Consider the following 25,699-nt stretch of genomic DNA (forward strand, 5'->3'; position numbering starts at 1 on the left):
CAGAAATGTCGCTTTCCGCACCTTCACCGGAAGCGCGCGGTGAATCTCGCGCGGGATGGTTAACAAATCATTACAGCCAAGTTGTCGGACAGTGCGAAGTCGAACGGGCTCCGGTGCGGCCCCGAGTGAACGACCCGACAAACTCCGAATACCCTGCGCAACTGCGTCGCATCTCGCGCGTTCGCGCGCCTCAGGCATCCGCACCTTGGAGAAGGCGCGCCGCGGCGGCGCGGGCCTCGTCCGTGACGGTGGCCCCGGCCAGCATGCGGGCGATCTCCTCCCTCCGCGCCTCGACCGGCAGCGTCGCGACCCGCGTCGCGACCCGGTCGCTGCCCTTCACGGGATCCTTGGCGATGAGGAAATGCGTCTGCGCCCGAGCCGCCACCTGCGGGGCGTGCGTGACGGCCACGACCTGGACGTTGCGCGACAATCTGGCGAGCCGCGCGCCGATCGCGTCCGCGACCGCGCCGCCGACGCCGGTGTCGATCTCGTCGAAGATGAGGGTCGGCGCGGAGCCCTTGTCGGCGAGCACCACCTTCAGCGCCAGCATGAAGCGGGAGAGTTCGCCCCCCGAGGCCACCTTCATCATCGGGCCCGGCCGCGTGCCCGGGTTCGTCTGCGCCCAGAACTCGACCCGGTCGCTGCCGGCGGCGTCCCGCGACTCGGGGTCGGTGACGATCTCCGTGATGAAGCGCGCCCGCTCGAGCTTGAGCGGGGGCAGCTCCGCCTTCACGGCCGCATCGAGGGCCTTGGCCGCGCGCCTGCGCCCCTCGCTCAGCTTCTCCGCCGCCCGGGCATAGGCGGCCTCGGCCGCATCGAGATCCTGCTGCAGGCCGGCAAGCGCCTCCTCCCCCGCATCGATCGCCGCCACGTCGGCCTCGTAGCGCTCGCGCAGCGCCGCGAGATCGTCGGCGGCGACGTCGTACTTGCGGGAGGCGGCGCGCAGGGCGAACAGCCGCTCCTCCACGCGCTCGAGCTCGCGGGGGTCGAACTCGGTCTCGGACAGCGCCGCGTCGAGGACGCTGCGCGCCTCGTCCAGGGCTGTGAGCGCCGCGTCGAGGGCGGCGACGCAGGGCTCGACGAGGGCGGGAAGCTGCGCGGCCCGCCGCTCCAGCTTGCGCACGGCCGAGGAGAGGTGGGCGCTGCCGGAATTCGGGCCGCCGACCGCCTCCAGCGCGTCGTTCAATTCGCGCGCGACCTTCTCGCTCTGCTGCATCACGGTGCGGCGCTCGGCCAGGGTGGCCTCCTCGCCGGGCTGCGGGTCGAGGGTGGCGAGTTCGTCCACCGCGTGGCGCAGGAAGTCGGCCTCCTTGCGCGCGGCCTCGACGCGGGCCCGCTTCTCGGAGAGAGCCGAGCGGGCGGCCCGCACCCGCTTCGCCTGCTCGCCGACCGCCGCGAGCGGCTTCTGCAGCCCGCCGAAGGCGTCGAGGATGGCGCGGTGCGTGCCGGGATCGGCCAGGGCCCGGTCGTCGTGCTGGCCGTGGATCTCGACGAGGGCCGCGCCGATCGCCCTCAGAACCTGCACGCCGACCGCCTGATCGTTGACGAAGGCGCGGGTGCGCCCGTCCGCCATCTGCGTGCGGCGCAGGATCAGGTCGCCCTCGGTGTCGATCTCGGCCTCCGCGGCGATGGCGCGGGCCGGGTGGTCGAGGGGCGCATCGAAGACCGCGGTGACGCTGCCCTGGCCCTCGCCATGCCGGACGAGGCGCCCGTCGCCGCGCCCGCCGAGCGCCAGGGCGAAGGCGTCGAGAAGGATCGACTTGCCCGCGCCGGTCTCCCCGGTCAGGACGCTCAGCCCTTCGCGGAAGTTCAGCTCAAGCTTGTCGATCAGAACGATGTCGCGGATCGCAAGCTGCACGAGCATGCCGCGTCGGAAGCCCTGTCGTCACTCTGGAAGGCCGTCATGTAAGGCCAAGCGCGGCGGAGCGCACGCCTAAAATGCAGCGCGGGCGAGGCGGCATCGGCCGGCCTCGCCCGCGCGTCGCATCCGGGCTAGCGCCCGCTCACTGGATGGCGGCGGTGCGGCCGGTGACCGAGGAGAAGGCGCGGCTCAACCAGGAGCTCTTCTCCTCGCGGGGCTCCAGGCCGCCGTTCTGCAGGAGCGCGTGCGCGTCCTTGTACCAGGGCGAATCGGGGAAGTTGTGCCCGAGCACGGCCGCGGCGTTCTGCGCCTCCTGCGTGATGCCGAGCGCCATGTAGGCCTCGACGAGGCGCTCCAGCGCCTCCTCCGTGTGGCGGGTCGTCTGGTACTTGCTGATCACGTCGCGGAAGCGGTTGATCGCAGCCGGGAAATTGCGCCGCTGCAGGTAGTAGCGGCCCACCTCCATCTCCTTGCCGGCGAGCTGGTCGCGGGTGATCTGGATCTTGGCCTTGGCGTCGCTGGCGTATTCCGAGGTCGGGTAGCGCTGGACCAGTTCCTGAAGGGCGACGAGCGCCTTCTCCGAACGGTCCTGGTCTCGGGTCACGTCCGGGATCTGCTTGTACTGCGACATCGCCATCAGATACTGGGCGTAGGCCGCGTCCTTGCTCGCCGGGTGCCGCTGCAGGTAGCGCTTCGAGGCGTTGATCGCGTCGTCGTACTTCTGGCCCTCGTAATTCGCGTAGGCCGTCATCAGCAGCGCTTTGCGCGACCAGTCCGAGTAGGAATACTGCTTGTCGAGGTCGCCGAACTTCTTGACCGCACCCTCGTAGTCGCTGTCCTCCATCTTGGCCAAGCCCTCGCTGTAGAGCTTGTCCGCGGGGACATCCGGAATGACCTCCGGCTTGTACTTCTCGGCGAACGGATTGATCGAATCGAGCGCGTCGCAGCCGCCGAGTCCGAGGCCGAGGACGCTCAGGAGCACGGCCGCCAGCGCACCGCGGTTCGGATAGGTGACAGGCATTTGCGGTTCATTCCCCAACAGGCGCGGCTCGTTCTGCGAGAGCCTCGCGCCGCCAAGCCATCACGAGTGTCGATCCGGCGGATGGGACCATGCCACGGCACAAAGCACCGTCGCCTCCCCTGCAGCCCGCTCTTCACAGACGATTCACCCTGGCGTCCAATTCGGGCGTGAAAACGGCGGCCGAGCCGCCGCCGCGATCGGATGCAGGGTGTGTCTTGAGGGTTACAGCTCGCCCGCGAAGGCGGCGATCCCGAGGCCGACGCCGAACTCGGCGAGAGCGCTCTCGCGGCGGCCGCCCTGCGCCTCGACGATCGCGTAGTTGGCGCGGTCGGAGAAGAGGGCGGTGAGGACGCCGACATTCATGCGATGGCCACCGCAATAGGAGCGGTAGGCCCCCTGGAGCGGCAAGCCGGCGAGCGCGAGGTCGCCCACCGCGTCGAGGAACTTGTGGCGGACGAACTCGTCGGCGAAGCGCAGGCCTTCCGGGTTCACCACCGCGGTCTCGCCGATGGCGACCGTGTTCTCGAGGGAGGCGCCGAGCGCGAAGCCCGCCTTCCAGTAGCGCTCCACGTCCTTCATCATGCCGAAGGTCCGGGCGCCCGCGATCTCGCGGCGGTAGGAGGCCGGGGTGAGGTCCATGGCCTTGCGGCTGCGGCCGATCACCGGGCTCTCGAAATCGATCTCGACGTCGAGGCGGAAGCCCCGGTCGATGGGGCGGAGTTCGGCGAAGGCGCGGCCGACCTCGATGCGGACGGGGCGCAGCACCTTGACCCATTTGCGGGGCGCCCCGCAGGCCGTGAGGCCGACGCCGTCGATGGCGCGGACGAAGGGAAGGGCGCTGCCGTCGAGGATGGGCATCTCGGGCCCGTCGATCTCGATCAGCGCGTTGTCGATCCCGAGCCCGTAGAGGGCGGACATCAGGTGCTCGACGGTGGCGACCGCGCCGCTCGCGACGTCGCCGATGACGGTGCAGAGTTCGGTGGCGGAGACGCAGGCGTGGTGGGCTTTGATGAACCGGTCGTTGCCGGTGGGCATCCCGGTCCGGAGGAAGGCGACTCCGTGATTGGCGGGCGCGGGGCGGATCGTGATCTGCGCCGGATTCCCGGAATGGACGCCGATACCGGACAGCGTCGTCGGAGCTTTGAGGGTCGTTTGTTGGTTCGTTCGCATTCCTTAGCCCTCGGCCGCGATCGGGCCGCTCCGGCGCCGAATAGACGCGCGCGAAGCCCCTCTCTGATCCGTCCGCTGCTTGGTGCCCCTGCGTGCGCGGGCGGCGAGACCGCCGCGCTTTTGTCGTTCCGAAATCGTCTATAGCCGTGCCCCCAAGCCCGGCCAAATCACGGATTCTTACGCTCTGTTACAACCGACCGCCTCGGACGCGAATCCAAAAGCTGTTCTTGATCAATGTGTTAACAATTAGTTAACGCTGGCCGGTTGTATCGATTTCACTGTTGCAGAAAAACCGCAGACCGATCCCGGCCGCCCGGCGCACGCCCCGCGGAGTGAGCGCTTTCCAGGCATCGGGGACGGTTCGCGGGCATCCCGCGATCCAGGGGCGGAGGCTCGGCGGCCGGGGCGGGCGACACGCGGTTTCCCCGGTTCGCGCGCCTTCGGACGAAGTGTGAACGGGTGCGGTGAGGGGCACGGGGTCCGGGCGGAGGGCGCCCTGACCCGATCCATCCATGAAGGCGGGAGGATGCCGAGGATCGGCGTCGCGTTCCTCGCCCGCCAGGGGAGGCATGCGCTCCGCGGGTCTCACCCCTGCGGTTCCAAACGATCCGATCCCGGCCTTGTCCGAGACGGCCGCCCCCGCATCGGGCCGGCGTGGCCCGGTCGCGAGGGAGTTTGGGCAGGGCAGCGACTGGGCCGCAGCGACGCTTCCTGCGTCATCGCCGCCCACGACGAACGCGGGCGGGCAATACGACCGATCTCCGCGGCCCGGCACGCATCAGCGGCATTTAGAGAATCCGCCGCCCCGACGAGCGGGACGGCGTTCGCCTCTCGGGTCCCGGCTCAGGCCCCGTTCGCCTGACGGCGGAGGAAGGCCGGGATCTCGAGCTGATCGTCGTCGATCATCCGCTGGGCCGGGGCGACGCGACCCTGGGGGTCGAGACTGCCCTGAGCCGGGCGGTAGGCCGGCGCCGCGGGAGCGCGGGGTGCCGGCGGGGCCGCCGGCGGCAGGGCGGCCTGCTGCGGGGCCGGGGCGGGAGCCCGGGCAGGGGCCGGAGCGGCCTCGGGCTCGTCCCGGCGGCCGCCGAAGCCGACCGTGGCGAGGCGGCGCAGCAGCGTCATGCGCTTCGAATCGGCCGGGGCCTCCACCGGCTCCTCGCCGCGGCTCATGCGGATCTGAGCCTGACCGATCGGGGGCAGTTCGTGGATCTGCGGCATGCGCGGCGGGCGGGCGAGCGGGGCCGCGGCATTCGCCGGGGCGGCCGGGCGCGGCGGCACGTAGGGTCCCGCGGCGACGGGGGCGGCGGGCTCGACCTGGGGGGCGGGCGGGGCGGCGTAGGGCACCGCGACGCGGGGCTGGGACTGGGTCAGCACGACGTCGTCGCGCACGACATGGGCCGGGATCTCGGACCGCAGGTCGGATCCGGCGATCATCGATTCGGGTGCGGCGGGGCGCACCGGCATGACCGGGCTCGGCGCGGGGGCCGCCTGGAGCGGGCTCTGGGTCATCATCTGCGGCGCCGGCTCGGCCGCGCGGGGTGCGGCGGCGGGGTGCGCGGCGCGCGCGCGGGCCTCGGCCCGCAGCCGCTCGGCGACCTCGGCGATGCGCTGCTCGGTCTGCACGATCTCGGGATTGTTCGGTGAGTTCGCGGAGATCAGCAGGGGCTCGATGCCGGTGGCGACAACCGAGACGCGGATGATGCCGTCGAGGCTCTCGTCGAAGGTGGCGCCGAGGATGATGTTGGCGTCCTGGTCGACCTCCTCGCGGATGCGGGTGGCCGCCTCGTCGAGCTCGTACAGGGTGAGGTCGTTGCCGCCGGTGATCGAGATCAGGAGGCCGCGGGCGCCCTTCATCGAGACGTCGTCGAGGAGCGGGTTGGCGATGGCGGCTTCCGCGGCGCGGTTGGCGCGCTTCTCGCCGGAGGCCTCGCCGGTGCCCATCATGGCCTTGCCCATGCCGCGCATGATCGCGCGCACGTCGGCGAAGTCGAGGTTGATCAGGCCCTCCTTCACCATCAGGTCGGTGATGCAGGCGACACCCGAGTAGAGCACCTGATCGGCCATGGCGAAGGCGTCGGCGAAGGTGGTCTTCTCGTTGGCGACCCGGAACAGGTTCTGGTTCGGGATCACGATCAGGGTATCGACCGCCGCTTGCAGCTCCTGGATGCCGGCCTCGGCCGTGCGCATGCGGCGGATGCCCTCGAACTGGAACGGCTTCGTCACGACGCCGACCGTCAGGATCCCCATGTCGCGGGCCGCCCGGGCGATGACCGGGGCCGCGCCGGTGCCGGTGCCGCCGCCCATGCCGGCGGTGATGAAGCACATGTGGGCGCCGGAGAGCTGGTCGCGGATCTCGTCGATCACCTCTTCCGCCGCCGCCGATCCGACTTCGGGGTGCGAGCCGGCGCCGAGGCCCTGCGTGACGCCGATGCCCATCTGGATGACGCGCTCGGCCTTCGACGAGGTCAGCGCCTGCGCGTCGGTGTTGGCCACGACGAACTCGCAGCCGAGGAGCCCCGACTCGATCATGTTGTTGACGGCGTTGCCGCCGGCTCCGCCGACACCGAAGACGGTGATGCGGGGCTTGAGTTCCCGGATGTCCGGCGCCTGGAGACTGATGGCCATGATGCTCGACCCTCTCGTGTTTCGCGATGTGCTAGGGCGTCCCGGCGGGGGCGCCGATTCGTGTCCGATGCCGCGGCGGAGCGTCTCGCCCGCCGCGCCTCACCTCAGAAGCTCCGGCCGATCCAGTCGATGAGCCGGTCAAAGTATCCGTCCGTTCCCGTGCCCGCGAAGAAGCCGGCACCGCGCGGCTCGAAATGCTCCGCATGCGCGACCTGCGGGTAGACGAGGAGCCCGACCGCCGCCGAGAAGGCGGGACCCTTGGCCGCCTCCGGCAGGCCGCGGATGCCGAGCGGCCGGCCGATCCGGACCTGCCCCTGCATCACCCGGCGGGTGACCTCGGGCAGGCCGACGAGCTGGCTGGCGCCGCCCGTGAGCACGACGCGGCGGCCCGCCTGCTCGGCGAAGCCGGCATTGCGCAGGCGGTCGCGGACCAGCTCGACCACCTCCTCCACCCGCGGCCGGATGATCCGCACGAGGTGGGAGCGCGGCACGTGGGTCGGCGCGTCGGCCTCGTCCTCGCCGACGCCGTGGACCGCGATCATGTCGCGCTCGTCGGACGGCGTGGCGATGGCCGAGCCGTAGAGGGTCTTGAGGCGCTCGGCCGCGGCGACCCGCGTCGAGAGCCCGCGGGCGATGTCCATCGTGACGTGGTGGCCGCCCACCGCGATCGCGTCGCAATGGACGAGGTGGCCGCCCGAGAACACGCCGACGCTGGTGGTGCCGCCGCCCATGTCCACGACGGCCACGCCCATCTCCGCCTCGTCGTCGACGAGGGCCGAGAGGCCGGCGGCGTAGGGGGTGGCGATCACCGCCTCGACGCCGAGATGGCAATGCTCGACGGCGAGCATCAGGTTGCGGGCGGCCGCCGCCTCGCTGGTGACGACGTGAAGGTCGACGCCGAGGGCGTCGCCGATCATGCCCGAGGGATCGATCACGGCGCCCTGTCCGTCCAGCGCGTAGCCGGTCGGCAGGGCGTGCAGCACGGCGCGGCCGGGGCTCACCGCGTGGGCGCTCGCGGTCTCGAGGACGCGCTCGACGTCCGAGCCCGTGACGGTGCCGGTGCGGACGCCGACCCGTGCCTCGAAATGCTGGGAGCCGAGGCGGCCGCCCGACATGTTGACGATGACCGACTGGACCTCGACCTTGGCCATCCGCTCGGCGGCCTGGACCGCGTGCCGGATCGAGTTCTCGGCCTTCTCCAGATCGACGATGACGCCGCCCTTGAGGCCGAGCGAGCGCTGGTGGCCGATGCCGATGATGCGGGCGAGGTGCGTGCGGCCCTTGAGGGTCGTCAGCGCCTCGGCCGGCTGCAGCTCGGCGATGAGGCAGACGACCTTGCTCGTTCCGATGTCGAGGACCGACAGCGTCGCGCTCCGGCGGGCGGAGAGCGGCTTCAGTCTCGGCGTGAGGCCGTGGTGGCTGTGCATCGAACGCTACCGGACGAAGGAGACGGGGACGGGCGCGGAGGGGCGGATGACGGCAGCGCTCATGTCGCCGTCCCCTTCTTCGGCTTCTTCTGGCTCTCGGCCCGGGCGGCGGCGGCCTCCTCGGTCAGGCGCACCACGACGCGGTCCGGCATGCGCAGGTCGACCGCGATGATGTCCTTCTCCAGGATCTTCGCCTCGCGCTCGAGCTTGACCAGCCGGGCGAGCGCCTCGGCCGCCCCGCGCTCGGGCAGGCGCACGTCGACGCCGTCGAGCTTCAGGGTCCAGCGGCGGCCGGAGACGAAGGTGCCGGCCTTGACGCGCTCGCCGAGAGCGCCCGCGGCGGCGATCAGGCCGAGATACTCGCCGAGCCGCGTGTTGGCCTCGTCACCCACCACGAGGGGCAGGCTCGCGTAGCGGTCGTCCCGCATCGTGTCGATCACGGTGCCGTCGGCGGCGATGACGCTGAGCTCGCCGTTCTTCTGCCAGAGGGCGGCGGGCTCGCGCTCCACCTGGTTGATGACGATCTCGTTCGGGTAGAGCTTGCGCACGGAGGCGCTGGCGATGAGCGGCACCCGCATCAGGCGCTCGCGCACGTCGGTCACGTCGAGGAAGACGACGGAGGAGCGCCCGTCGATGCCGGCGGCCTGCAGCACCTCGCGCTCGTACATGCGGGAGATGCCGGAGATCGTCACGCGCTCGACGCCGAAACCGGCGAGCCGCGCGGCGATGTCGAGGGGGCGGCCGTGCTCGGCGACGAAGGCGTCGTAACGCCCGCTCGCCACGAAGCCCGAGACGGCGACCAGGGCGAAGGCGGCGGAGAGGCCGAGCGTGCCGGCGTAGGGCGGCAGGCGCTCGGCGATCGGGGCCACGGGCCGCAGGCGGCGGCTGCGGCGGAGGAACCGGGGCAGCCGGGCCGCGAGGCGCGCGCGCAGGCCGCCGTCACCGGGGTACCCGGCGGGGCTCAGCGGCCCAGAGAAGCGTCCTCCACCATCCATTGGACGAGCTCACCGAAACTCAAGCCAGCATGGGCTGCGATCTCCGGCACAAGGCTCGTCTGGGTCATGCCGGGTTGCGTGTTGACCTCCAGCACGACGAGGGCACCGGTTCCTCCCGGTGTATCGTCGTAACGAAGGTCGGCACGGCTGACGCCCCGGCAGCCCAGTGCTTGATGCGCCGTTAACGCCAACTCTTGGACACGCTGGTAAACATTTGGTTTAATTTCTGCCGGCAGCACGTGGATCGACCCCCCCGCGGCGTACTTCGCGTCGAAGTCGTACCACTCCCCCGAGGCGGGCTTGATCTCGATCACCCCGAGGGCCCGGTCGCCCATCACCGCGCAGGTCAGCTCGCGGCCCGCAACGTAAGTCTCCGCAAGGACTTGCTCCCCGTACGTCCAGTCCTCGCGGCCGAGTTCCTGAGGCGGGTGAGAGCGCCCGTCGCGCACGATGATGACCCCCATCGAGGAGCCTTCCGCGATCGGCTTGACGACGTAGGGAGGGGTTAACGGGTGTGCTCTGGCTGCATCATGACGGTTAACGACGCGGCCCTCCGGCACGCTGACTCCGGCCGCGTGCATGATCGTTTTGGCACGCTCCTTGTGCATGGCGAGCGCCGAGGCGAGCACGCCCGAATGGGTGTAGGGGATCTTCAGGAGCTCCAGGAGGCCCTGGATGGTGCCGTCCTCGCCGGCCGGGCCGTGCAGCGCGTTGAAGGCGACATCCGGCCTGAGCTCCGTCAGCACGGTCGCGACGTCGGGTCCGACATCGACGGGGGTGACGCGGTAGCCCTGCTCCTCCAGGGCGCGGGCGCAGGCGGTGCCGGAGCGCAGCGAGATCTCTCGCTCGGAGGACCATCCGCCCATCAGGACGGCGACGTGCTTGGACATGGGCGGCCTCGTGGGTTGGGGAGGATGGGACGTTGGGAGGGCGTCGACGGCAGCGATCCCGATCAGGCCGCGATGCCGATCCGCTTGATCTCCCAGTGCAGCTCGATTCCGGCAGTCTCGCGCACGCGCCGGCGGACCTCCTCGCCGAGGCCCTCGATATCGGCCGCGCTGGCGCCGCCCCGGTTGATCAGGAAGTTGCAGTGCATCTCGGAGACCTGGGCGCCCCCGATCGTCAGGCCCCGGCAGCCGGCCGCGTCGACGAGCTGCCACGCCTTGCCCCCCGGCGGGTTCTTGAAGGTCGAGCCGCCGGTGCGCTCGCGAATCGGCTGGGCGGCCTCGCGGGCGGCGGTGACGCGCTCCATCTCCGCCTCGATCGCCGTGCGGTCGCCGGGCCGGCCCCTGAACAGCGCGCTCGTGAAGATGACGTCGTCCGGCGCGGACGAATGCCGGTAGGCGAAGCCCATCTCCGCGTGGGTGAAGGTGCGCAGAGCGCCGCGCCGGTCGACGCCCCGCGCCTCGACGAGGACGTCGGTGGTCTCGCCGCCGTGGGCGCCCGCGTTCATGCGGAGCGCTCCGCCGACCGAGCCCGGGATGCCGCGGAAGAAGGCCAACCCGTCGAGCCCGGCCTCGGCCGCGGCCTTGGCGAGCCGCATGTCCGGCACGGCGGTGCCGGCGCGCAGGCTCTCGCCGTCGATCTCGACGCTGCCGAAGGCCTTGCCGCCGAGGCGCACCACCACGCCCGGCACGCCGCCGTCGCGCACGATGAGGTTCGAGCCGAGGCCGATCACGGTCACCGGCACGTCCGGATCGAGGGCGGCGAGGAGCTGGGCGAGATCCTCCTCGTCGGCGGGGGTGAACAGCACCTGCGCCGGGCCGCCGACGCGGAACCACGTCAGGTCGGAGAGCGGCTGGTTCGCCAGGAGCCGGCCGCGGAGCTGGGGCGCTCTGGCGCGAATGTCATCGATCAGGTCGGGGAATGTCATGCTGGCGTTCGCTAGAGGCGGGGGCAGGCCGCCGGAGTGATGCCGCGATAGCGGGACGGGGGCGGCATGGCGAGAGGGATCGTCCTCACCCGCGCGGCGGCACGCAGCCCGAGCCGGCGGTCCATCTCCACCGGCGGCCGGCTCGGGCACGCGGCGCCGCGATCGCGGAGATCGTGCCCGAGCGCGCAGCCGCCTGAGCCGCCCTCACCCCTTCAGGCTCGCGAGCTCTCCCGGAAGGGCGTAGGCCCATTGCGTGATGTTGCCCGCACCCAGGCACACCACGTAATCGCCGGGCTTGGCGTGGCCCGCGACGATGCCGGCCAGATCCTCCGAGCGCTCCAGCGCCACCGCGTCCCGGTGCCCGCGCGACTTCAGGCCCGCCACGAGGCTGTCCCGGTCGATGCCCTCGATCGGCTGCTCGCCCGCCGCGTAGACGGGGGCGACGATGACGGTGTCGGCGTCGTTGAAGCAGGTGCAGAAATCGTCGAACAGCGTCTGCAGGCGGGTGTAGCGGTGGGGCTGCACCACGGCGATGACGCATCCGTCCGTCGAGGCGCGGGCGGCCTTCAGCACCGCCTTGATCTCCACCGGATGGTGCCCGTAATCGTCGAAGATCTGCGCGCCGTTCCACTCGCCCGTGCGGGTGAAGCGCCGCTTGACGCCGCCGAATCCCGCGAGCGCGTTGCGGATCGCCTCCGCCGAGACGCCGAGCTCGTGCGCGACGGCGAGCGCGGCGGTCGCGTTCAGCGCGTTGTGCTTGCCGGGCATCGGCAGAACGAGGTCCTCCATCTCCATCCGGAAGCCGGGGCGCCGGTCGCGGATCATCACCCGGAAGCGGCTCTGGCCGCCGCGGAGATCCACGTCGATGAGGCGCACGTCGGCCTGCGGGTTCTCGCCATAGGTGATGATGCGCCGGTCCTCGATGTGCCCGACGAGGTCCTGCACGATCGGGTGGTCGATGCACATCACGGCGAAGCCGTAGAAGGGGATGTTGTCGATGAAGCGCCGGAAGGCGTCCTTCACCGCGTCGAACGAGCCGAAATGGTCGAGGTGCTCGGGGTCGATGTTGGTGACGATGGCGACGTCCGCCGGCAGCTTCAGGAAGGTGCCGTCCGATTCGTCGGCCTCCACCACCATCCACTCGCCCTCGCCCATGCGGGCGTTGGTGCCGTAGGCGTTGATGATGCCGCCGTTGATCACCGTCGGGTCGAGGTTGCCGGCATCGAGCAGCGTCGCGACGAGGGAGGTCGTCGTCGTCTTGCCGTGGGTGCCCGCGATCGCCACGCAGGACTTGAAGCGCATCAGCTCGGCCAGCATCTCGGCGCGGCGCACCACGGGCAGGCGGCGCTCGCGGGCGGCCACCAATTCCGGGTTGTCGCGGCGGATCGCGGTCGAGACGACGACGAGGGCCGCCTCCTCGACGTTCTCGGCCGCGTGGCCCACGAAGGTGCGCATGCCCTTCTCGGAGAGGCGCCGGACGTTGGCGTTGTCGTTCGCGTCCGACCCCTGCACCGTGTAGCCGAGGTTGTGCATCACCTCGGCGATGCCGGACATGCCGATGCCGCCGATGCCGATGAAGTGGATGGGTCCGAGCTTGTCGGGCAGCTTCATGGTTCAGAACCGTTCCGTTCGGGCGCGGTGAGCGCAGAATCGGGATTGTCAGGTGCGGGAAGCCGTCTCGAGGACGACCGCGGCGAGACGCTCGGCGGCGTCGTGAATGCCCGCGCTTTTGGCCGCTGCGGCCGCCCGGGTCAATTTTTCGGGATTTCCGAAGAGGTCGACGAGCTCGGCCGTGAGCCGGTCGGGGGTGAAGGCGCTCTGCGGAATCGCCAGCGCCGCGTCGATGCGAGCGAGGGTCGCGGCATTGGCCGCCTGGTCCTGGTCGAGGGCGCCGGGCAGGGGCACCAGGATCGCGGGCCGGCCGATCGCGGCGAGTTCGGACACCGTCGAGGCGCCGGAGCGCGCGACGACGAGGTGGCTTCCCGCCATCCGCCCTGGAAGGTCGCGGAAGAAGGGCGCGGCCTCGATGCCGCGCAGGCCCATCGCGAGATACTCGTTCTGGACCGCCGTCAGGTCCTCGGGCCGGGCCTGCTGGACTAGGACGAGGCGCGCGCGCAGGTCCGCGGGCAGCTGCGCGACGGCCTTGGGCACCACCTCGCCCATCACGCGGGCACCCTGGCTGCCCCCGAAGACGAGGAGGCGCAGGTCGTCGCCGGGGCCGAGCGGCGGGTAGGCGATCCCGGCCGCCTCGATCACGGCCGGGCGCAGCGGATTGCCGGTGTGGATGCGGGGCGCCCGCGCCTTGTCCGGCACGCCGCGCACCTCGGCAAAGCCCGTGCAGAGGGTGCGGGCGCCACGGGCCAGGAAGGCGTTGGCCCGGCCCATCACGGCGTTCTGCTCGTGGAGCACGGTCGGCACGCGCAGGATCTGCGCGGCCAGCATCGGCGGCACGGTCGGGTAGCCGCCGAAGCCCACGACGACGGCCGGGTTGATGCGCCGGATCTGGCGGGCCGCCTCCCCGAAGCCGCGCCCGAGGGTGAGGAGTGCGCCGGCGCGGCGCACCAGCGAGCGCCCCGAGGGCGTGGCCGAGGGAATCGTGACGATCTCGGAGGCCGGGAAGTCCTGCGCGATCGAATCGACCCGCGCGTCCGTGGCGAGCGCGACGCGCAGGCCCCGGTCGCGCAGGGCGTGCGCGAGGCTCTCGGCCGGGAAGAGATGCCCCCCCGTGCCGCCGGCGCAGAGGAGGATCGTCGCCTGGAAGACCGTCACCGCATCACTCCCGCGACGGTGGCGGGCGCGGTGCCGGGCGGCTTCTGGCTGAGCATGGTCATGCGGGGGCGCTTGCGGGTCAGCGCGATGAGGAAGCCCATGCCGAGCGCGAGCGAGATCAGCGACGAGCCGCCGTAGGAGACGAAGGGCAGCGTCATGCCCTTGGCGGGCATCAGGCGCGTGTTCACCGCCATGTTGATGCAGGCCTGCAGGCCGAACAGGGTGGTCAGGCCCGTGATGGCGAGGCGCGTGAAGGTGTCGTCGGTGCGCCGCGCGAGCTTGAGGCCGCGCATCACGATGAAGGCGAAGAGGGCCACGAGACCGAGACAGACCAGCACGCCGAACTCCTCGCCGGTGACGGAGAAGATGAAGTCCGTATGTGCGTCGGGCAGGTGGCGCTTGGCCACCCCCTCCCCCGGCCCGGTGCCGAACCAGCCGCCGGAGCGGAACGATTCGCGCGACCAGAATTCCTGGAAGCTGTCGCCCGAATCCTTGTCGAGGAAGCGGGTGATGCGCTCGCGCACGTGGTGCAGGAACGTGTAGGCGGTGAAGACGCCGATGAGGCCGAGGGCGCCGAGTCCCGCCACCCAGAACCAGTGCAGGCCGGCCACGAAGAACAGGGCGCACCAGACGATCGTGATCAGCATGGTCTGCCCGAAATCGGGCTGCAGGATCAGCGGCACGATGGTGATGGGCAGGAGCAGGATGGCGAGGAAGCCGCCGGGCATGTCGCGGCGCTGCGCGCCCTCCGAGAACGCCCAGGCCGCCACCACCACGAAGGCGGGCTTCACGAATTCCGAGGGCTGCAGGCCGAAGGAGCCGAACTGGATCCAGCGGTGCGCGCCCTTGATCTCAGGGCCGAACTTGCCGGCGAGCACGCACAGGACGACGCCCAGAAGCCAGGTCACGAGGGCGATCCGGCGGACGTGGCGCAGGGACAGGAACGAGACCGCGACGATGAGGAGGATGGTGGGCGCGAGGTAGAGCGCCTGGCGGTTCAGGAAGTAGAAGGTCGGCAGGCCGATGCGCTCGGCCACCGGCGGGCCGCCGCCCATCAGGAAGACGAGGCCCGCCACCATCAGGGCACCGAGCGCGGCGAGCAGGCCGCGGTCCACGGTCCACCACCAGTCGGTCAGGGGCGTGCGTTCCGCGCGGGACATCATGGCAAGCGGCGTGCTCCGTCCGGGGGACGCCCGGGGGAGGCGTCCGACAGCCGGCGGCGATCCTGTGCCCGAATGGTAAAGGGTCTCTTATGGTTATCGGTTTCTGACGGGCGTTACGACTCAGGGTAGCGCCCGCACGAGATCGCGGAAGCGGTCGCCGCGCTCCTCGAAGCTGCGGAACTGGTCGTAGGAGGCGCAGGCCGGCGAGAGCAGCACCACGGGCTCGGGCGCGGCGGAGGCGGCGGCGCCCTCCGCGGCGGCGCGGGTCGCCGCGTCGAGCGTCTCGCAGCGGGTGTAGGGCACCGCGCCCTCGAGCGTCGCCGCGAAGGCGTCGCTCGCCGCGCCGATCAGGTAGGCGTGGGCGACGCGGGGAAACAGGGGAACGAGCGGGTAGATGCCGCCCTCCTTCGCCTTGCCGCCGAGGATCCAGTGGATGTCGCGGAAGGCGGTGAGTGCCTTCTCGGTCGAGTCGGCGTTCGTGGCCTTCGAATCGTTGACGAAGAGCACGCGGCCGCGCCGGGCCACCTCCTCCATCCGGTGCGGCAGGCCGGGGAAGCTGCGCAGACCCGCCTGCAGGGCCTCCCCCGTCACCCCGAGGCCGCGCACGGCGGCGGCCGCCACGGCCGCGTTCTGCCAATTGTGCGCGCCGCGCAGCGAGCCGATGCCGGACAGCTCCGCCACCACCGCCTCGCCCTCGCGGATTACGCCCTCGCGGGCGACGAGCCCGTCGACGGGGGTCAGCGCCTCGGTCGGGCCGGCGACGTGGACGCGCACCGTCGGGCCCTCCCGCCGCTCGGCGATGAGCCGGCTCGGCCCGTCGTCGATGCCGACGACCGCGAGGTCGGCGCCCGCCACCAGCCGCTCCTTGATGGCCGCGTACTGCTCCATCGTCCCGTGGCGATCGAGGTGGTCCGGCGTGATGTTGAGGAGGATCCCGACCGAGGGCTTGAGCGAGGGCGTCAGGTCGATCTGGAAAGAGGACAGCTCGATCACGTGGACGCGGCCCGCCATCGGCGGCTCCAGCGACAGGATCGCCGTGCCGATGTTGCCGCCCATCTGAACGTCGTGCCCCGCCGCGCGCAGGAGATGGGCGATCAGCGCCGTCGTCGTCGACTTGCCGTTCGTGCCGGTGATGGCGATGAAGGGGGCGCCCGGGGCGCTCTTCGCCCGCTCGCGGCAGAACAGCTCGACGTCGCCGATCACCGCGACGCCGGCGGCGCGGGCGAGGCCCACCGTCCAGTGCGGCTCGGGATGGGTCAGCGGCACGCCGGGCGACAGGATCAGCGCGGCGAAGTCCGACCACTCGGCCTCGCGGAGATCCACGGTCTCGATCCCCTGCTCGTCCGCCCGCTCCCGGCTCGCCGGGTTGTCGTCCCAGGCCGCGACCGCGGCCCCGCCGGCCCGGAGGGCGAGCGCGGTCGCGAGCCCCGATCCGCCGAGGCCGAACAGGGCGACGCGGCGCCCTTCGTAGGTTGTGACGGGGGTCATGGGCCTTCCGGTACGCGGGCAACGTTTCGCCGCCGAAGGACCATATCGTCGCCGCTAGCGCAACTTCAGCGTCGCGAGGCCGGCGAGCGCCAGGATCACGGCGATGATCCAGAAGCGGATCACGACCTGCGGCTCCTTCCAGCCCTTCTGCTCGAAATGGTGGTGGATCGGCGCCATCCGGAAGACGCGCTTGCCCGTGAGCTTGAAGGAGGCGACCTGGATGATCACCGACATGATCTCGAGGACGAACAGGCCGCCGACGATGGCGAGCACGATCTCGTGCTTCGTGGCCACCGCCACGGTGCCGAGGAGGCCGCCGAGCGCGAGCGAGCCGGTATCGCCCATGAAGATCTGCGCGGGCGGCGCGTTGAACCAGAGGAAGCCGAGGCCCGCACCGATCACCGCGCCGCAGACGATCGCGAGCTCGCCCGTGTCGCGCACGTAGTTCACCTGCAAGTAGTTGGCGGTGAACGAGTTTCCGACGAGGTACGCGATCACCCCGAAGGTGCCGCAGGCGATCATCACGGGCACGATGGCGAGGCCGTCGAGACCGTCCGTGATGTTGACCGCGTTGCCCGCGCCCACGATCACGAAGCCCGCGAACAGCACGTAGAACCAGCCCAGATTCAGGAGCGCGTCCTTGAAGACGGGGAAGGCGAGCTGGTTCTGGAGGGCGGCCGGCGAGTAGACCGCGATCATCGTGCAGGCGGAGATCGCGATCAGCGCCTCCAGCGCGAGCCGGAACTTGCCCGAGAAGCCCTTGTGGGATTGCTTCGTGACCTTGAGGTAATCGTCGTAGAAGCCGATCGCGCCGAAGCCCAGCGTCACCACGAGGGTGATCCAGACGTAGTGGTTGCGCGGGTTCGCCCAGAGCAGCACCGCCACGATGGCGCCGGCCAGGATCATCAGCCCGCCCATCGTCGGCGTGCCGCGCTTGGTCAGGAGGTGGGATTGCGGCCCGTCCTCGCGGATCGGCTGGCCCTTGCCCTGCCGCAGGCGCAGCAGCGAGATGATCAAGGGGCCGAACCAGAACACGAACAGGCCCGCCGTGAAGAGCGCGCCGCCGGTGCGGAAGGTGATGTAGCGGAAGACGTTGAAGGGCGAGAAGGAGCCGCTCAAGTCCGACAGGAGATACAGCATCCGGGGCTCGGCCGCAGCAGGGTTCGAAGTGGGAAGCGGGGCTTGGGAGGGTGCGGCGACCTCCGGCCCGTCCGCGCCCGCCCGAGGGAGGCTCGCGGCGCGAATAGCGATGTCACGGGGCCGCCGAGAGGGCCGCCCCGCGCTGGTCAGCGCCGCCCGCGTAGCGGGCTTTGAGCGCCTCGACAATCCGTCCCATGCGAATGCTGTTCGAGCCCTTCACCATCACGGCGTCGCCGGATCGCAGGGCGCCGAGGAGCGGATCGACGAGATCGGCGGAGGTGGCGCAGGCGACCCCACGGCGGCCGACCGGCAGCGCCTCGAAGAGGTGGCGCATCAGGGGCCCTGCGGTGAAGACGAGATCGATCCCGCTCGCCTCGACGGCAGCGGCGAGCTCCCGGTGGTGGCGCTCGGCCGCCTCGCCGAGTTCCAGCATGTCGCCGAGCACGGCGATGCGGCGCCCGCGCGGACCGGTCTCGATGGCGGCGAGCGTCGCCAAGGCGGCGCGGATCGAGGCCGGGTTGGCGTTGTAGCTCTCGTCGACGAGGAAGGCCTCTCCGCCCTTGATCGAGAGCGCGGTGCGCTCGCCGCGGCCGACGGGCGGCTTCAAGGCCGCGAGCGAGAGCGCGGCGCGGGCGAGGTCGGCTCCGAGCGCGTGCACGACGCCCATCACGCCGAGGGAGTTCATGGCGACGTGGCGGCCCGGCGTGCCGAGCTGGTAGGTGACGGGAATTCCCATCACGCTGGCGTCGACCACCGACAGGTCGGGGCGCAGGACGATGCGGTTCGCCCGCACGTCGGCGTCCGGATGCTCGCCGAAGGTGACGACGCGGCCGGCGCGCGAGGCCTGCGCGTGGGCCAGCAAGCGCGGGAAGTTCGGGTTGTCCCGGTTGATCACGGCGACCCCGCCGGGCTTCAGCCCGGAGAAGATCTCGCCCTTCGCGTCGGCGATGGCCGAGAGCGAGCGGAAATGCTCGATATGGACCGGCTCGACCGTGGTGATCAGGGCCACGTCCGGCCGCACCATCGCGGCGAGCGGCAGGATCTCGGCGGCGTGGTTCATGCCGATCTCGAACACGCCGAAGCGGCTACCGGCCGGCATGCGGGTCAGCGTGAGGGGCACGCCCCAATGGTTGTTGTAGGAGGCGACCGAGGCGTGCGTCGCTCCTTGCGCCGAGAGCACGTGGCGCAGGGCCTCCTTGGTGCCGGTCTTGCCCACGGAGCCCGTCACCGCGACGATCGCGGCGCCCGTCCGTGCGCGGGCGGCCTGCCCGAGGCGGGTCATGGCGTCGAGGACCGGATCGACCGAACCCTCCGGCACCGCCAGGACGGGACCGTGCCCGGACAGTTCCGCGGCGCGGGATTCGGCGACGACCGCGGCGCCCGCTCCGCGCTTCAGGGCATCGGGGACGAAATCGTGCCCGTCGCGGGCTTCGCCGCGGATCGCGAAGAACAGGTCGCCGGGCTGAAGGCTCCTCGTGTCGATCGAGGCACCGGTGATCGGCCGGGCCTCGCCCTGCAGGCGGCCGCCGGTCGCCGCGGCGAGGCTCTCCGCGGTCCAGAGCGGCGCGTCGGTCATCTGGTCGGTCATCCCTTCACCTCCGCGATCGCGGCGCGGACCACGTCGTGGTCCGAGAACGGGAGCACGCGATCCCCCACGATCTGGCCGGTTTCATGACCCTTGCCGGCAACGACGAGCACGTCGCCCGGCCCGAGACCCGTCACGGCCGCGCGGATCGCCTCGGCCCGGTCGCCGATCTCGACGGCGCCGGGCGCGGCCTCCAGGATCGCGGCGCGGATCGCGGCGGGCTCCTCGCTGCGCGGGTTGTCGTCGGTGACGATGACGCGGTCGGCGAGGCGCGCCGCGATGGCGCCCATCAGCGGGCGCTTGCCCCGGTCACGGTCACCGCCGCAACCGAAGACGAGGACGAGGCGGCCCGTCGCGAAGGGGCGCAGAGCCGTCAGCACGCCTTCCAGCGCCTCCGGCTTGTGGGCGTAGTCGACGAGGCAGAGCGCACCGCCGACCTCGCCGATCCGCTCCATGCGCCCGGGGACGCCCGCGAGGTGATCGAGGGCCGCGAAGACGGCGGCCGGATCGGCGGCGCCGGCCGGGGTCGCGAGGGCGAGGCCCGCCGCCACGAGGGCGTTCTCGACCTGAAAGCCGCCGACGAGGGGCAGGCGCACCGTGTGGCTGCCGCCGGGCCCGACGAGGCGGAGCACCTGCGCGAAGCCCTCGGTGCGGGTTTCCTCGAGCCGGATGTGGGTGCCGGCACGGCCCGTGGTGCGGATGTCGAGCCCGTTGGCTTCGGCCGCGGCGACGACGCGCTCCGCATAGGCGCCGTCCGCATTGATGACCGCCGGAATGCCGGGTGAAGCCAGCGTCGTGAACAGGCGCAGCTTCGCCGCGAGGTATTCCTCGACCGTGGCGTGATAATCGAGATGATCCCGCCCGAGATTGGTGAAGCCGACCGCCGACAGCCGCACGCCGTCGAGTCGCCTCTGCACGATGCCGTGGGAGGAGGCCTCCATGGCGAGGTCCGTGATGCCCTCCTGCCGGGCGAGGCAGGCGAGCGTCCGGTGCAGCGAGACGGGGTCGGGCGTCGTCAGCGAGCCGTAGGAGGCGCCGCGGTTCGTCACGATGCCGACCGTGCCGAGGCTTGCCGCCTCGCGGCCGAGGCGGGCGAGGATCTGGCGGGTGAAGTCGGCGACCGAGCTCTTGCCGCTCGTGCCGGTGACGGCGACGACGGTCTCGGGCTGCAAGCCGTGGAAGCGGGCGGCGGCGAGGGCGAGGCAGCGATGCACGTCCTCGACGGCGATCCAGGGCACGTCGGGGTCGAGGTCCGCCGGCGGCGCGCCCTCCCCCACGACGGCGATGGCGCCGGCGGCGACGGCGCCTGCCGCGAAGGCCTTGCCGTCGACGCGGGTGCCCGGCACCGCCAGGAACACGAAGCCAGGGGCCACCTTCCGCGAGTCGGCGGTGAGGCCCGCGACCACGTAGTCTCCGGCCCCGTCGGTCGGGGCGGCGGGAAACAGGTCACTCAGCGTCGGGCCGATCGCCGTCATCGCGCGCACCCTCCGGTCACGGGCCGCCCACCTGCGTCGCGTGATAGGCGCCGAGCTTCACCATGAGCGGGAAGGGCTTGGCCGGCGGCTCGAAATAGGGCGGCAGGCCGAGGATCGGCGTCACGCGCTCGATCACCTTGCCCGTCACCACGCCCGAATTCCAGGCCGCGGTGGCGTACCCGCCGCTCTCGGGCAGACCCTGTGGCTCGTCCATGAGCGTGACGAAGAGGTATCTCGGCTTGTCCATGGGCGCGGCCGCCATGAAGGTCGTGAACAGGCGGTTCTTCACGTAGCGCCCGTTGATCACCTTCTCGGCCGTGCCGGTCTTGCCGCCGACGAAGTAGTAGGGGATCGCCGCCTTCTTGGCGGAGCCCTCCACGGCGTTGAGGCGCATGATGAAGCGCATCGCCTCGCTGGTCTCGGGCTTCAGCACGCGCGTCGCCTTGGTCATCGCCTCCTCGGGCGTCGTCTTGAGGAAGGTGGGCGTCATCAGGAAGCCGCCGTTCGAGATCGCGGCCACCGCGGCCGACGCCTGGAGCGGGGCCACCGCGAGGCCGTGGCCGAAGGCGATGGTGATCGTGTTGATCTCGGTCCAGCGCGGCGGGATGATCGGCGAGGCGCTCTCCGGCAACTCGGTCCGCAGGCGGTCGAGCAGGCCCATCTTCTTGAGGAAGGCCTTGTGGCCGGGCACGCCGACGCCGAGCGCCATCTTGGCCGAGCCGATGTTGGAGGAGTGCGTGAACACCTCCGGCATGGTGATGACGCGGTTGGTGCCGTGATACTCGTGGATCTTCTGGCGGCCCCAGTTCAGCACGCCGCCGCGGGTGTCGAACGTCGAGTTGACGTTGTACTTGCCCGATTCCAGCGCCATGGCGAGCGTCATCGCCTTGAAGGTCGAGCCCATCTCGTAGACGCCGACGTTCATGCGGTTGATGCGGTCGTCCGAGAGCGCGTCGACCGGATTGTTCGGGTCGAAATCGGGCATCGAGACGAGGGCGATGACCTCGCCCGTCGTCACGTCCATGATCATCGAGGCGCCGGCCTTGGCCCGGAAGTGCTCGATGCCCTTCGCGAGCTCGTCGCGCACGGCGAACTGGGCGCGCAGGTCGATCGAGAGTTGAACCGGCTTCAGGTCGGTCTGCTTCTCGATGAGGCCGAACTCGTTGAGCGCCTTGTTGCCCTGGTTGTCGATGTACTTCTCGATGCCGGCGATGCCGACATTGTCGAGGTTCGTCACGCCGAGGACGTGGGCGGCGGCGGTGCCGTTCGGGTAGACCCGCTTGTGGTCGGGCAGGAAGCCGATGCCGGGAATGCCGAGCCGGTGCACCTCGGCCTGCTGCTTCGGGGTCAGCTCGCGCTTCACCCAGACGAAGCCGACGCCCTTCTTGCCGGGCTTCGGCGTCAGCTTGGCGCGCAGCTCCGTGGCGTTGAGGTCGGGCAGGACGGCGGTGAGAAGCTCCACCGCCTCGTCCTTGTCGTAGATGTTGCCGGGCTCGGCGAAGACCGAGACGGTGCGGATGTCGGTGGCGAGCACCTCGCCGTTGCGGTCGACGATGTCGGGGCGGATCGCCGTCGTCGCGGCGGCCGCGACCCGGTGCTCCTGGCTCGGCGGGTCGCCGAAGGCGGCCATCATCAGGAGGCGCACGCTGATCGCGCCGAACACGCCCGCGAAGGCGAGGCCGACGAGGCCGACGCGGGTGTAGGAGCGCTCGATCGCGAGGCGGAACATGGCCCGCACGAGACGCATCGCGGCGCCGTCCCGCGGCGCTCCGGGATGCGGGGCTTCGTGCGCGCCCGCCTCCTCCGGCGGCGCGTCCCAGCCGGCCTCCGGCCCCGACGCCTCCTCCTGCACGGAGGAAGCCTCGTAGGCCGCGACGTCCTCGGCGGCGTGGTGAGGGGTGATGCCGTCCTCGCCGCCGTGAGGCGCGCCGCGGCCGGGATGAGCGTCTTCGGACACGGGGAACTACCTCGAAGCCGTCGTGGGAGCGGTGGGGCCGGCCTTGGGCGTGTGGGTCGTCGCCGGCCGGGTCGTGGTCGTGACGGTGCGGGTGATCGAGCCGGTGGTGCGTGGCTCGGCGGCGGACGGCTTCTCCTTCGGCGTCGCCGTCGCGGCGAGCAGCCGGCCGATCTCGTCGCCGCGCTCGGGGCGGGCCGGGAGGTCGGAGAGGCGGGCGAGGTGCTCGGTGCCGATCGGCTCCAGCGCGATGTGCTTCTCCACCGCCGCCTGCAGGCGGTCCGGCCGCGTCAGGAGCTGCCACTCGGCCCGCAGCACGGCGATGGCCTGCCGCTCCTTGTGGACCTGGCTCTTCAGCTTCGAGACCTGGCCCGCGAGATTCAGGGTCTCGTACTTCGTCGAGTAGGCGTAGATCGCCGAGGCCACGAGGCCGAGGACGGCGAGCACGTTGAGGAGACGGATCACCGGCGCGACCCTCCGCGAGTGGTGCTGGCCGGCAGGCTCGCCAGCATCTCGATAGCTGCGAGCGGCTCCGGCACGGGAGCGTCGGTGCGCTCGGCCGCGCGCAGCTTGGCCGAGCGGGCGCGGGGATTCTCCGCCATCTCGGCCTCGCTCGGCAGGACCGGCCCCTTCGTGACGGGCTCGAAGCTCCTGGGCACGGGGCGCTCGACGCTCGGAACGTGCCGCGAGGCCTGCACCGCCCGGCCGCTGCGGGCGGAGAAGAACTGCTTCACGATGCGGTCCTCCAGCGAGTGGAAGGTCACGACCGCGAGGCGCCCGCCCGGCCGGAGCGCGCGCTCGGCCGCGTGCAGCGCCCGCACCAGCTCGCCGAGCTCATCGTTCACGGCGATGCGCAGGCCCTGGAAGGTGCGCGTGGCCGGGTGGATGCCGCTGGCCGGGTCGGCGCGGACCACGCCGGCAACGAGGTCGGCGAGGTCGGCCGTCGTCTCGATGCGGGCGCGGCGGCGCCGCTCGATGATGGCGCGGGCGACCGCGCGGGCGCGGCGCTCCTCGCCGTAATGGAACAGGATGTCGGCGAGCTCCGCCTCCTCGGACCCGTTCACGAGGTCGGCCGCGCTCGCGCCCGCCCGCTCCATGCGCATGTCGAGGGGACCGTCGTGCCGGAAGGAGAAGCCGCGCTCGGCCTGGTCGAGCTGCATCGAGGAGACGCCGATGTCGAGCACCACCCGGTCGGCCCCCGCCTCGCCGAGGTCGGGCAGGATCGCGTCGAGGTCGCCGAAGCGTCCGGGTACGAGGCGGAGCCGGCCGCCCGCCTCCGCGACGAGCCCCTGACCGCCCGCGACGGCGCCCGGATCGCGATCGATCGCGACGACGCGCTCCTCGGGATGGGCGGCGAGCAGCGCGCGGGTGTAGCCGCCGGCGCCGAAGGTGCCGTCGACCGAGAGACCCGGACGCGCGAGGTCGAGGGCCTCCAGCACGGGTCCGAGCAGCACGGGCACGTGCGGCGCGGCGGGACTGCCCCGGCCCTCGGCCGAGCCCTGTCCCTTGGCGGGGCGCCTCATCGCGGCCTCGCGAAATGGAGCGGAATCCTGACGGCGTCGTCCGGAATGGGTTCGAGCATGGCTGCCTGCAGCATCCTCGGCCCGCCGCCATGGGGGCCGGATCGTCGAGGTGTTCTCCGAAGCGCGGCCAAGGGTGCGCGCACGGCCGGCCGCTCGGCGAACGCGAGGCGCGTCCGCCGCTCCGAGATACGCCGTTGACGGGATGTTGGCGGGTACCATGGGGCTCTGAGGATCGTCAACGCATGCAACCGCAGGATCGCAGGCGCCGATCAGACCTCAGCAAGGTTAACCGAGGGTAAGGAAGCTGCGGAAAATCGCGGGCCTCGAGGCGGATCAGCCGGCCTGTAAGCCGGGTTCTGTAGGGCGCGGACCGGCCTCGCGGCCGGCCCGCACGTGGCGGCCATTCCTCTGGGACGGTCGTTGCCGACCGCCTCAAGCAACCAACCCGGGCGACCGGCCTGGAGAGAGGGCCTGCTCCCCTCGCGGGGAGCGTGTCGCCCCTATTCGGTTTTGCTCCCGGTGGGGTTTGCCGTGCCGTCCGCGTTGCCGCGTCCGCGGTGCGCTCTTACCGCACCCTTTCACCCTGACCCTGCATGCAGGGCGGTCTGCTTTCTGTGGCACTGTCCCTGGGGTCGCCCCCGCCGGACGTTATCCGGCACCGTCTCTCCATGGAGCCCGGACTTTCCTCCCCGGACGCGAAGGTCCGGAGCGGCCGCCCGGCCGACTGATCCGGGCCGGGATGTGCGCCGCGGCGCGGGCCCGGTCAAGCGCATCCACCCGTCCGCCGCGCTGCCCATCGGCCGGGCATGCCCGGAATTTCACCTCTCGGTTGTATGACGGCGGCCCCCGCTTTAGCGTCGCGGCCGAGGGCTCCGGGCCTTCGGCCGGCGCCCCGCCGCACGCGCGACCCCTGACGCGATGAGGAGGCGACCATGGCGATGCAGGACACGACCTGGACGCTCGAGACCGTCCAGCAACTGACCGAGATGGCGCGCGAGCGCATTCCCGTCTCGGTGATGAGCCTGAAGCTCAAGCGGCCGATCGAGGCCGTCTCGGCCAAGCTCGCGGAGCTCGGCATCACGCCCGCCGCCGAGACCGGCGCGGGCTGACAGGGCTCGCGGCGAGGCGCTTGCGGGAGCCTCGCCGCCGGCCGCTACCACGTGCCCGTGTTCTCCATCGAGGCCCAGGGCTCCTGCGGCGGCTTCGACCCGCCCTTCTGGAGGATCTCGATGGAGATCCCGTCGGGCGACTTCACGAAGGCCATATGGCCGTCCCGCGGGGGCCGGTTGATGGTGACGCCCCGGTCCTTCAGGCGCTGGCAGAAGGCGTAGATGTCGTCGACCTGATAAGCGAGGTGGCCGAAATTGCGACCACCCGTGTACTCCTCCGGGTCCCAATTGTAGGTCAGCTCGACGAGGGGCGACTTCGCCGCCTCGGCCCGCTCGACATCGCCGGGGGCGGCGAGGAAGACCAGGGTGAAGCGGCCCTTCTCGTTCTCGACGCGGCGCACCTCGCGCAGGCCGAACGTGTCGACGTAGAAGGCGAGCGCGCGGTCGAGATCCGCCACGCGGACCATCGTGTGCAGGTATTCCATCAGGCTGCCATCCCTTCGCTGTGCGAGGGCGCCTGC

The 25,699-nt window shown here is 71.4% G+C and carries 20 protein-coding genes and 1 other RNA gene; 1 reads left to right on the top strand and 20 read right to left on the bottom strand.

The genetic code is table 11. The annotated features are described in order from the left end of the window. Positions 1-190: 190 nt before the first annotated feature. From recN to rnpB, 19 genes are all read right to left on the bottom strand, one after another. Positions 191-1,864 carry a DNA repair protein RecN gene (gene recN, locus J2X36_RS23835; protein ID WP_310354386.1) on the bottom strand — a complete coding sequence of 558 codons (1,674 nt, stop codon included), beginning with the start codon at positions 1,862-1,864 and terminating at the stop codon, positions 191-193. Positions 1,865-2,003: 139 nt separating this feature from the next. Further along, on the bottom strand, positions 2,004-2,882 hold the full coding sequence (locus J2X36_RS23840) for an outer membrane protein assembly factor BamD (protein WP_310354388.1): 879 nt from the start codon (positions 2,880-2,882) through the stop codon (positions 2,004-2,006). 222 nt (positions 2,883-3,104) lie between these two features. Then, on the bottom strand, positions 3,105-4,052 hold the full coding sequence (gene lpxC, locus J2X36_RS23845) for a UDP-3-O-acyl-N-acetylglucosamine deacetylase (protein ID WP_310354390.1): 948 nt from the start codon (positions 4,050-4,052) through the stop codon (positions 3,105-3,107). Between the two features lie 843 nt (positions 4,053-4,895). Further along, positions 4,896-6,677, bottom strand: coding sequence for a cell division protein FtsZ (gene ftsZ / locus J2X36_RS23850; RefSeq protein WP_132252601.1), 1,782 nt, complete (start codon positions 6,675-6,677; stop codon positions 4,896-4,898). 104 nt (positions 6,678-6,781) lie between these two features. After that, complete coding sequence (gene ftsA / locus J2X36_RS23855; protein ID WP_132252599.1) at positions 6,782-8,104, bottom strand: cell division protein FtsA; 1,323 nt, start codon at positions 8,102-8,104, stop codon at positions 6,782-6,784. A gap of 59 nt (positions 8,105-8,163) precedes the next feature. Beyond that, positions 8,164-9,099, bottom strand: a complete 936-nt coding sequence (locus J2X36_RS23860) for a cell division protein FtsQ/DivIB (protein ID WP_310354392.1) — start codon at positions 9,097-9,099, stop codon at positions 8,164-8,166. Further along, entirely contained in the window at positions 9,066-9,989 is a 924-nt protein-coding gene (locus tag J2X36_RS23865; protein ID WP_310354393.1) for a D-alanine--D-alanine ligase, read from the bottom strand. Before J2X36_RS23865 ends, J2X36_RS23860 begins: the two co-directional genes overlap by 34 nt. Positions 9,990-10,051: 62 nt before the next feature. Continuing rightward, positions 10,052-10,972, bottom strand: a complete 921-nt coding sequence (gene murB, locus J2X36_RS23870) for a UDP-N-acetylmuramate dehydrogenase (protein ID WP_310354395.1) — start codon at positions 10,970-10,972, stop codon at positions 10,052-10,054. 204 nt (positions 10,973-11,176) lie between these two features. After that, positions 11,177-12,583 carry a UDP-N-acetylmuramate--L-alanine ligase gene (murC, locus tag J2X36_RS23875; protein ID WP_132252590.1) on the bottom strand — a complete coding sequence of 469 codons (1,407 nt, stop codon included), beginning with the start codon at positions 12,581-12,583 and terminating at the stop codon, positions 11,177-11,179. Positions 12,584-12,631: 48 nt separating this feature from the next. Further along, complete coding sequence (gene murG / locus J2X36_RS23880) at positions 12,632-13,741, bottom strand: undecaprenyldiphospho-muramoylpentapeptide beta-N-acetylglucosaminyltransferase (RefSeq protein WP_132252587.1); 1,110 nt, start codon at positions 13,739-13,741, stop codon at positions 12,632-12,634. Next, positions 13,738-14,904, bottom strand: a complete 1,167-nt coding sequence (locus J2X36_RS23885) for an FtsW/RodA/SpoVE family cell cycle protein (RefSeq protein ID WP_132252585.1) — start codon at positions 14,902-14,904, stop codon at positions 13,738-13,740. Before J2X36_RS23885 ends, murG begins: the two co-directional genes overlap by 4 nt. 120 nt (positions 14,905-15,024) lie before the next feature. Continuing rightward, positions 15,025-16,392 carry a UDP-N-acetylmuramoyl-L-alanine--D-glutamate ligase gene (gene murD / locus J2X36_RS23890; RefSeq protein ID WP_132252583.1) on the bottom strand — a complete coding sequence of 456 codons (1,368 nt, stop codon included), beginning with the start codon at positions 16,390-16,392 and terminating at the stop codon, positions 15,025-15,027. 54 nt (positions 16,393-16,446) lie between these two features. Beyond that, entirely contained in the window at positions 16,447-17,532 is a 1,086-nt protein-coding gene (gene mraY, locus J2X36_RS23895) for a phospho-N-acetylmuramoyl-pentapeptide-transferase (protein ID WP_132252581.1), read from the bottom strand. A gap of 112 nt (positions 17,533-17,644) precedes the next feature. Beyond that, positions 17,645-19,108, bottom strand: coding sequence for a UDP-N-acetylmuramoylalanyl-D-glutamyl-2,6-diaminopimelate--D-alanyl-D-alanine ligase (locus J2X36_RS23900; protein ID WP_310354422.1), 1,464 nt, complete (start codon positions 19,106-19,108; stop codon positions 17,645-17,647). Positions 19,109-19,116: 8 nt separating this feature from the next. Further along, positions 19,117-20,592 carry a UDP-N-acetylmuramoyl-L-alanyl-D-glutamate--2,6-diaminopimelate ligase gene (locus J2X36_RS23905; RefSeq protein ID WP_405029847.1) on the bottom strand — a complete coding sequence of 492 codons (1,476 nt, stop codon included), beginning with the start codon at positions 20,590-20,592 and terminating at the stop codon, positions 19,117-19,119. Between the two features lie 16 nt (positions 20,593-20,608). Continuing rightward, positions 20,609-22,339 carry a penicillin-binding protein 2 gene (locus J2X36_RS23910; protein ID WP_132252650.1) on the bottom strand — a complete coding sequence of 577 codons (1,731 nt, stop codon included), beginning with the start codon at positions 22,337-22,339 and terminating at the stop codon, positions 20,609-20,611. 216 nt (positions 22,340-22,555) lie between these two features. Then, positions 22,556-23,011, bottom strand: coding sequence for a hypothetical protein (locus J2X36_RS23915; protein WP_132252577.1), 456 nt, complete (start codon positions 23,009-23,011; stop codon positions 22,556-22,558). Beyond that, entirely contained in the window at positions 23,008-24,069 is a 1,062-nt protein-coding gene (rsmH, locus tag J2X36_RS23920; RefSeq protein WP_310354398.1) for a 16S rRNA (cytosine(1402)-N(4))-methyltransferase RsmH, read from the bottom strand. The genes J2X36_RS23915 and rsmH overlap by 4 nt, the downstream gene beginning before the upstream one ends. Before the next feature lie 329 nt (positions 24,070-24,398). Further along, an RNA gene (gene rnpB / locus J2X36_RS23925) (RNase P RNA component class A) lies at positions 24,399-24,797 on the bottom strand. 204 nt (positions 24,798-25,001) lie between these two features. Here rnpB and J2X36_RS23930 point away from each other — a divergent pair. Beyond that, complete coding sequence (locus tag J2X36_RS23930; RefSeq protein ID WP_165937822.1) at positions 25,002-25,178, top strand: hypothetical protein; 177 nt, start codon at positions 25,002-25,004, stop codon at positions 25,176-25,178. A 44-nt stretch (positions 25,179-25,222) separates the two neighbouring features. On the opposite strand, the gene J2X36_RS23935 is transcribed toward J2X36_RS23930, so the two are convergent. Then, on the bottom strand, positions 25,223-25,663 hold the full coding sequence (locus tag J2X36_RS23935) for a VOC family protein (RefSeq protein ID WP_310354400.1): 441 nt from the start codon (positions 25,661-25,663) through the stop codon (positions 25,223-25,225). Positions 25,664-25,699 lie beyond the last annotated feature (36 nt).

The organism is Methylobacterium sp. BE186 (genome assembly GCF_031457035.1).
In the GTDB taxonomy this organism is placed as follows: Bacteria; Pseudomonadota; Alphaproteobacteria; order Rhizobiales; family Beijerinckiaceae; genus Methylobacterium; species Methylobacterium segetis.

Coding starts and splice junctions, on each gene's coding strand:
- ftsZ (WP_132252601.1), bottom strand. CDS start 6,677: ATGGCCATCAGTCTCCAGGCGCCGGACATCCGGGAACTCAAGCCCCGC.
- lpxC (WP_310354390.1), bottom strand. CDS start 4,052: ATGCGAACGAACCAACAAACGACCCTCAAAGCTCCGACGACGCTGTCC.
- J2X36_RS23900 (WP_310354422.1), bottom strand. CDS start 19,108: ATGACCGACGCGCCGCTCTGGACCGCGGAGAGCCTCGCCGCGGCGACC.
- J2X36_RS23905 (WP_405029847.1), bottom strand. CDS start 20,592: ATGACGGCGATCGGCCCGACGCTGAGTGACCTGTTTCCCGCCGCCCCG.
- recN (WP_310354386.1), bottom strand. CDS start 1,864: ATGCTCGTGCAGCTTGCGATCCGCGACATCGTTCTGATCGACAAGCTT.
- ftsA (WP_132252599.1), bottom strand. CDS start 8,104: ATGCACAGCCACCACGGCCTCACGCCGAGACTGAAGCCGCTCTCCGCC.
- J2X36_RS23840 (WP_310354388.1), bottom strand. CDS start 2,882: ATGCCTGTCACCTATCCGAACCGCGGTGCGCTGGCGGCCGTGCTCCTG.
- J2X36_RS23930 (WP_165937822.1), top strand. CDS start 25,002: ATGGCGATGCAGGACACGACCTGGACGCTCGAGACCGTCCAGCAACTG.
- rsmH (WP_310354398.1), bottom strand. CDS start 24,069: ATGAGGCGCCCCGCCAAGGGACAGGGCTCGGCCGAGGGCCGGGGCAGT.
- J2X36_RS23885 (WP_132252585.1), bottom strand. CDS start 14,904: ATGATGTCCCGCGCGGAACGCACGCCCCTGACCGACTGGTGGTGGACC.
- mraY (WP_132252581.1), bottom strand. CDS start 17,532: ATGCTGTATCTCCTGTCGGACTTGAGCGGCTCCTTCTCGCCCTTCAAC.
- murD (WP_132252583.1), bottom strand. CDS start 16,392: ATGACCCCCGTCACAACCTACGAAGGGCGCCGCGTCGCCCTGTTCGGC.
- J2X36_RS23865 (WP_310354393.1), bottom strand. CDS start 9,989: ATGTCCAAGCACGTCGCCGTCCTGATGGGCGGATGGTCCTCCGAGCGA.
- J2X36_RS23860 (WP_310354392.1), bottom strand. CDS start 9,099: ATGGATGGTGGAGGACGCTTCTCTGGGCCGCTGAGCCCCGCCGGGTAC.
- murC (WP_132252590.1), bottom strand. CDS start 12,583: ATGAAGCTGCCCGACAAGCTCGGACCCATCCACTTCATCGGCATCGGC.
- J2X36_RS23910 (WP_132252650.1), bottom strand. CDS start 22,339: ATGCGTCTCGTGCGGGCCATGTTCCGCCTCGCGATCGAGCGCTCCTAC.
- murB (WP_310354395.1), bottom strand. CDS start 10,972: ATGACATTCCCCGACCTGATCGATGACATTCGCGCCAGAGCGCCCCAG.
- J2X36_RS23935 (WP_310354400.1), bottom strand. CDS start 25,663: ATGGAATACCTGCACACGATGGTCCGCGTGGCGGATCTCGACCGCGCG.